The organism is Pseudorhodoplanes sp. (genome assembly GCF_035565795.1).
Classification (GTDB): Bacteria; Pseudomonadota; Alphaproteobacteria; order Rhizobiales; family Xanthobacteraceae; genus Pseudorhodoplanes.
This window is the reverse complement of sequence record NZ_DATMRV010000112.1, coordinates 1-6,185: the sequence shown is the minus strand read 5'-3', so window position 1 is coordinate 6,185 and position 6,185 is coordinate 1. Positions and strand designations below refer to the sequence as shown.

The 6,185-nt window shown below is 65.4% G+C and carries 5 protein-coding genes and 1 pseudogene; 5 read left to right on the top strand and 1 reads right to left on the bottom strand.

What is annotated here, in order from left to right; translation table 11 throughout:
- From polA to VNZ93_RS10945, 4 genes are all read left to right on the top strand, one after another.
- The coding region (gene polA / locus VNZ93_RS10960; protein WP_325704261.1) for a DNA polymerase I at nt 1-1,342 on the top strand (1,342 nt) is incomplete at its 5' end.
- Between the two features lie 134 nt (nt 1,343-1,476).
- Nucleotides 1,477-2,184, top strand: a complete 708-nt coding sequence (locus VNZ93_RS10955) for a glutathione S-transferase family protein (RefSeq protein WP_325704258.1) — start codon at nt 1,477-1,479, stop codon at nt 2,182-2,184.
- Nucleotides 2,185-2,277: 93 nt separating this feature from the next.
- A complete protein-coding gene (gene pyrE / locus VNZ93_RS10950; protein ID WP_414710051.1) occupies nt 2,278-2,862 on the top strand; it encodes an orotate phosphoribosyltransferase in 585 nt (194 codons plus the stop codon).
- A gap of 339 nt (nt 2,863-3,201) precedes the next feature.
- Nucleotides 3,202-3,801: a DUF2865 domain-containing protein gene (locus VNZ93_RS10945; protein WP_325704255.1), complete on the top strand. Its 600-nt coding sequence runs from the start codon at nt 3,202-3,204 to the stop codon at nt 3,799-3,801.
- On the opposite strand, the gene VNZ93_RS10940 is transcribed toward VNZ93_RS10945, so the two are convergent.
- On the bottom strand, nt 3,802-4,896 hold the full coding sequence (locus VNZ93_RS10940) for an NAD(P)/FAD-dependent oxidoreductase (RefSeq protein WP_325704252.1): 1,095 nt from the start codon (nt 4,894-4,896) through the stop codon (nt 3,802-3,804).
- Nucleotides 4,897-5,352: 456 nt separating this feature from the next.
- Between VNZ93_RS10940 and VNZ93_RS10935 the strand changes: the two are divergent.
- Nucleotides 5,353-6,185 (top strand): annotated as a pseudogene (locus VNZ93_RS10935) (hypothetical protein); the annotation flags it as partial.

The following is a 6,185-nucleotide window of genomic DNA, read 5'->3' as shown; positions in this document are numbered from 1 at the left end:
CGATTGCGTGCCGATCGAGCGGGCCGCCGAATATGCGGCGGAAGACGCCGACGCGACGCTGCGCCTGTGGCATGCGCTGAAACCGCGCCTCGCCGCCGAGCACATGATGAATGTCTACCAGACGCTGGAGCGGCCGCTGATTGCTGTGCTCGGCCGCATGGAAGGCCGCGGCATTTCGATCGACCGGCACACTCTGGCGCGGCTCTCCAGCGAGTTCGCGACCGAAAGCGCGCGTCTCGAGGAGGAAGCGCAGAAAGTCGCCGGCCAGCCGTTCAATCTCGGTTCGCCGAAGCAGATCGGCGATGTGCTGTTCGGTTCGATGGGCCTGCCCGGCGGCACCAAGACCAAGACCGGCGCGTGGTCGACCTCCGCGTCCGTGCTCGAAGAGTTGGCCGAGCAGGGCCACGAACTGCCGCAGAAGATCCTCGACTGGCGGCAGGTTTCGAAGCTGCGCTCGACCTATACCGACGCGCTGCCGGAATATGTCGATCCGAGGACGCAGCGCGTGCACACGAACTACGCGCTCGCGGCGACCACGACCGGACGTCTGTCGTCGTCCGAACCGAACCTGCAGAACATTCCGATCCGAACCGAAGCGGGGCGCAAGATCCGCAAGGCGTTTATCGCGAAGCCCGGTCACAAGCTGGTCTCCGCCGACTATTCGCAGATCGAATTGCGCCTGCTTGCCGAAGTCGCGAACGTGCCCGCGCTGCGGCAGGCCTTCCGCGACGGCATCGACATTCACGCGATGACGGCGTCTGAAATGTTTGGCGTGCCTGTGAAGGACATGCCCGGCGAGGTGCGCCGGCGTGCCAAGGCGATCAATTTCGGCATCATCTACGGCATCTCGGCGTTCGGGCTCGCCAATCAGCTCGGCATCCCGCGCGAGGAAGCCGGCGCCTACATCAAGAAGTACTTCGAGCGCTTCCCGGGCATCCGCGACTACATGGATCAGACGCGGGACTTCTGCCGCGAGCATGGCTACGTGGTCACGCTGTTCGGCCGCAAGTGCCACTATCCGGACATCAAGGCTTCGAACCCCTCCCTGCGTGCGTTTAACGAGCGCGCCGCGATCAATGCGCGGCTGCAGGGATCGGCGGCCGACATCATCCGCCGTGCGATGACGCGGATGGAGGATGCGCTGCGCGCCGCCGGCCTGTCAGCGCAGATGCTGCTGCAGGTGCACGACGAACTGGTGTTCGAGGTTCCGGATGCCGAGGTCGAACGCACGTTGCCGGTGGTGAAGCGCGTGATGGAAGACGCGCCGCATCCGGCGGTGCAGCTGCATGTGCCGCTCTCGGTCGAAGCGCGGGCCGCGAGCAACTGGGACGAGGCGCATTAGCGCATGGCTGTCATTCCGGGACGGCGCGAAGCGCCGGACCCGGAATCCACCTAAAACCCTCGCATCTTTCCGCTGGATTCCAGGCTCGCTCGCTTTCGCGAGCGCCCCCGGCATGACGATTACAGAGGCGTTGCATGTCCAGACTCTCCTCCTTCTCCATCACGAAGAATTGGCCCGCGAAAAATCCCGACATCTTGCAGCTCTATTCCTTCCCGACGCCGAATGGCGTGAAGGTCTCGATCGCTCTGGAAGAGACGGGGCTGCCGTATGAAGCGCATGCGGTGAACATCACCAGGAACGAGAGCTGGACGCCGGAATTCCTCTCGCTCAATCCGAACGGAAAGATCCCGGCGATCATCGACCCGAATGGCCCTGGCGGAAAGCCGCTCGGCCTGTGGGAGTCGGGGGCGATCCTGCACTATCTTGCGGAGAAGACCGGTAAGCTGATCCCGGCCGATCCGGTCGCGCGCTGGCACACCGTGCAATGGGTGCACTTCCAGATGGGCGGCATCGGCCCGATGTTCGGGCAGGTCGGCTTCTTCCATAAGTTCGCGGGCAAGGACTATGAGGACAAGCGCCCGCGCGACCGCTACGTCAACGAATCGAAGCGGCTGCTCGGTGTGCTGGAGGCCCGCCTCAAGGGCCGGCAATGGATCATGGACGACGACTTCACCATCGCCGATGTCTCGATGATCGGCTGGGTGCGCAACCTGATCGGCTTTTACGGAGCCCGCGAGCTCGTCGAATACGACACGCTGACGGAGGTTCCGCGCTGGCTCGATGCGGCGATGGCGCGTCCGGCGGTGCAGCGGGGGCTCGAAATTCCGGCGCGCCCCGCGTAAGCACCGGCAAACAGGCCGAGTTCATTGGGGAAAATGCGCGGTCCCGCCTGCTGGAAATGGCGGGATCGACGCATTGATGTTAGGGAGGCGCTCATGAGCACGACACCGGCACCATCCTCTCAGAACATCGGCGCCATGCGCGCCCGCCTTCGCGACATCATAAGCAAGCGTTCGTTCGGGCGCGGCGAGATCACGCTCGCATCGGGCCGCAAGAGCAACTTCTACTTCAACCTGAAGCCTACCATGCTCGACGCGGAAGGCGCGGCGCTGCTCGCGGAGATGACGCTTGACTGCCTGTCGGGCGAACGCATCGATTATATTGGCGGGCTCGAGATGGGCGCGGTGCCGCTTGCGGGTGCGATCGCGCAGCTCTCCTTCATGCGCGGCGCGCCGATCCAGGCCTTCTTCGTGCGCAAGAAGCCGAAGGAACATGGGGCGCGGCTGTCGGTCGAAGGGCTCGCGCCCGGCGAATCGCTCAAGGGCAAGCGCGTGGTCATCGTAGAGGATGTCACCACCACCGGCGGCTCGGCGATCAAGGCGGTCGATGCGGTACGTGAGTCCGGCGCAGAGATCGTGATGGTGCTCACCATGGTCGATCGCGAGGAGGGCGCCGCCGACAATTTCCGCGAAGCCGGCCTCGATTTTCGCTCGATCTACAAGGCAGCGGAATTCCTCTGATACCGGCTGTCGGGCCCTGCCTGCGCGCCGCCCGCATGCGACCAAAATTCCGTCGTGGTTATCAAGTCGTTTACCGGCGCTGCCTATCATTCGGCTGTAACCCGTGGCGTAGGGTGTCCGGCGTTCCAGACTGACGCAACCAATCTGTGTTTGCGACGTTGGGAGGGCCTCAGCACTCACGGATGAAAGGAGCCGGCTGTGGCTCAGGCTGGCATGTTCGTGCGTTGTCGGCGCGTCGCCGCCATTGCGGGACTGGCGTTATTGTTTGCGGCTGAGATGCCTGCGCCCGCGTCCGCCCAAAACCTCTTCGAAGCAATTTTCGGCGGACTTCGCCGCGCCATGACACCGCGCGCGCCGTCCGCCGATGGCGATACGCGCATCGCCGATGGTGGCGCGATCTCGTCGGGCTATTGCGTGCGGCTCTGCGACGGCCGGTACTTTCCGGTCAGCGGCCGCGGCACCATGAACGCAACCGAGATGTGTCGCGCGTTCTGTCCCGCAACGCCGACGCAGATGTTCTCGGGTGGTGGCGGTGGTATCGCGAATGCCGTCGCTGCCAACGGTCAGCGCTACAGCAGTTTGCCGAATGCATTCGTCTATCGTGAGAAGATCGTCCCGGATTGCAGCTGCAACGGCAAGACGCCCCTCGGGCTCGTGCAGTTCGAAGAGAACGAAGATCCGACATTGCGGTCTGGCGACATCATTGCGACGCAGGCCGGCCTGATGGCCTATCAAGGCGACGGCCTGCACGGAGGATTTGCGCCGGTAGACAGCAAGCTCGCGCTGCCCGCGAAGCTGAAAGAGCAATTGACGCAGACGCGCGTTGCGCCCGGGCCGAGCCCGGCGCCTGAGGCTGAGGCGGCGACCGACGGGCATGCAACACCTGACGCGGCGCCCCCGAGCCGCAATGCCGATCGACGCGCTCAGGCGCGGCGATAATCAGGCTGTCAGCAGCGCCACCACGTCGTCCGCCAGCGGCAGCGATGACGTGAGGCCCGGCGACTCGATCCCGAACAGATTGACGATGCCCGGCATGCCGTGATTGGCGGGCCCGTCCACCATGAAATCCGCCGCGGGCTCGCCCGGTCCGGTCAGCTTCGGGCGCACGCCGGCATAATCGGGCACCAGCGATCCATCCGGCAATCCCGGCCAATAGGTTCGGATGCGGGCATAGAAGGATGCCGCGCGCGAAGGATCGACATCGTAGCCCTCATGATCGATCCACTCCACGTCCGGCCCGAACCGCATGCGGCCGGCAAGGTCGAGCGTGACATGCACGCCAAGGCCGCCATCGACCGGCGTCGGATAGATCAGCCGTGTGAATACTGGCCGGCCCGCATAGGCGAAGTAATTGCCCTTCGCCAGCACCTGTTCCGGAATGCGCGTCAGCGGATAGCCTTCGATCGTGCGCGCTACCGTCTGTGCCGATAATCCTGCGCAGTTCACGACCGCATCAACGTCGAGATGTCCCGGTTCGCGCCCGCCGAAGGTCACGCGCCAGCCGTGCAGGGTGGGTGTGAGGCGTTCCACTGGCGTTTCGAACGCGATTGCGCCGCCATGGGCTTCGATGTCGCCCTGCAGCGCGAGCATGTAGCCGTGTCCGTCGATGATGCCGGTGTCCGGTGAGACGAGCGCTGCAATGCAGGACAGCTCCGGCTCCAGATCGCGCGCGGCATTGCCACCGATCAGTTCAAGACCCTCGACACCGTTGATCCGGCCTTGCGCCTGGATCGCCTCGATGCGGCTGTGTTCGGCTTCGTTCGTCGCGACGATGAATTTGCCGCAGCGCCGGTGCGGGACGCCGTGTGTTTCGCAGAAGTCGTACAGCATCCGATTGCCGCGCGGACACAACTTCGCCCGGCGCGATCCGGTCGGATAATACATGCCGGCGTGGATGACCTCGCTGTTGCGCGAGGAAATTCCGGTGCCGATTGCGTCGGCTTTTTCCGCGACGATAACGTCATGCCCGGCGAGCGCTGCTGCGCGCGCGACGGCGAGACCAACCACACCCGCGCCAATCACCAGCACTTGCATCACTAGCTTTCCCAGTTCGCTTCCGGCGCGGATGCGACGATGAACATTCGACAACAAACCCGGCGCTTTGGTCGCACCCGATGCTTCTAGCGGTTTCCTGTCTCCGGGAACAATTCGATTGTGGTTTGAATTTGCAGCGTGTGGGCGACGCGCAGGGGATGTGTTGGGATGCCAAAGAGACTGGTTGCTGTTGCCTGCGTCGCCGTCGCCTCTATCGCATGGTTGATTGAACCTGCTTTCGCGCAGCGCCCCGGACATGGGGGCGGCGGCGGTGGCCGTCCGGCTGCCGCGCCTGCGGCGCGCCCGATGCCGGCTGCGCCCGCACCGCGAATGTACGCGCCGCCTCCGCGCATGTCAGCCCCGCCGCCTCGAATGGCTGCCCCGCCGCGCATGGCGGCACCGCCACGAATGGCACCGCCTCCCCGCAACGCGCGTCCGGCAGGACCACCGCCGCGGATGGCTCAGCCGCCGCGTGGTGCGCCGACTCGAATTGACCGTTCGGCCCCCGCACCGCGTGCCGTCGAGCGCGCGCGTCCCGGTCCGCGTCAGGTCGTGCAACCGCGACGGATCGAGCGCCAGCAGCAACGGGTCCAGGAGCGCATCCAGCGTCAGGACCGTGCGCGAGAGGCGCGGCGGCCGCAGCAGGAGCGCGTCCAGCGCGCACGCGAAGATCGCAGGGAGGTTCAGTCGCTCCGCAACAGGCAGCAGCAGGACTTGCGGGCGAAGGGGCTGACCGCGCCCGAACGGCAGAAGCTGCGGGCCGAACAGCGGCAGCAATTGCAGGATCTGCGAACCAAGCAGCGCGAGCGCGTCCAGACCGACCGCCAACGGCTCGACGCCGACCGGCCGAACCGTCAGCAAGCAGATCGCCCTGATCGTGCAGAGCGGCGCGCGGCGGGCCCCCGCACCAGGGAGCGCGAAGCCAACCGTCAGCAGCGTGAAGCGCAGCGCGCGCAACAGATCCAGCAGCGCCAGCAATTGCGGGAGCAGCGCGCATCGAGACCTGCCGAACGCCGCGTGACCCGCGACGAGGCGCGTGCGGGACGTTTCGCCGCCCGTTTCGCTGATCGCGGCGACCGCCGGCAGGCACGCTCCGAACGAGCATTCGCCCGCCATGCCTGGCGTCACGGCCGGCGCGCAGCCTTTGTCGCCTGGCTCGGCCCGATCTTCTATCCGTATCTGTATTCGGACTTCTTCGACTACACGTTCTTCCCTTATGCGTACGACGACGCTTATTGGGCGTATGCCTACGATGACTTCATCGACGGCGTGTTCTTCGCCTATGGCAG

Coding starts and splice junctions, on each gene's coding strand:
- VNZ93_RS10955 (WP_325704258.1), top strand. CDS start 1,477: ATGTCCAGACTCTCCTCCTTCTCCATCACGAAGAATTGGCCCGCGAAA.
- pyrE (WP_414710051.1), top strand. CDS start 2,278: ATGAGCACGACACCGGCACCATCCTCTCAGAACATCGGCGCCATGCGC.
- VNZ93_RS10945 (WP_325704255.1), top strand. CDS start 3,202: ATGACACCGCGCGCGCCGTCCGCCGATGGCGATACGCGCATCGCCGAT.
- VNZ93_RS10940 (WP_325704252.1), bottom strand. CDS start 4,896: ATGCAAGTGCTGGTGATTGGCGCGGGTGTGGTTGGTCTCGCCGTCGCG.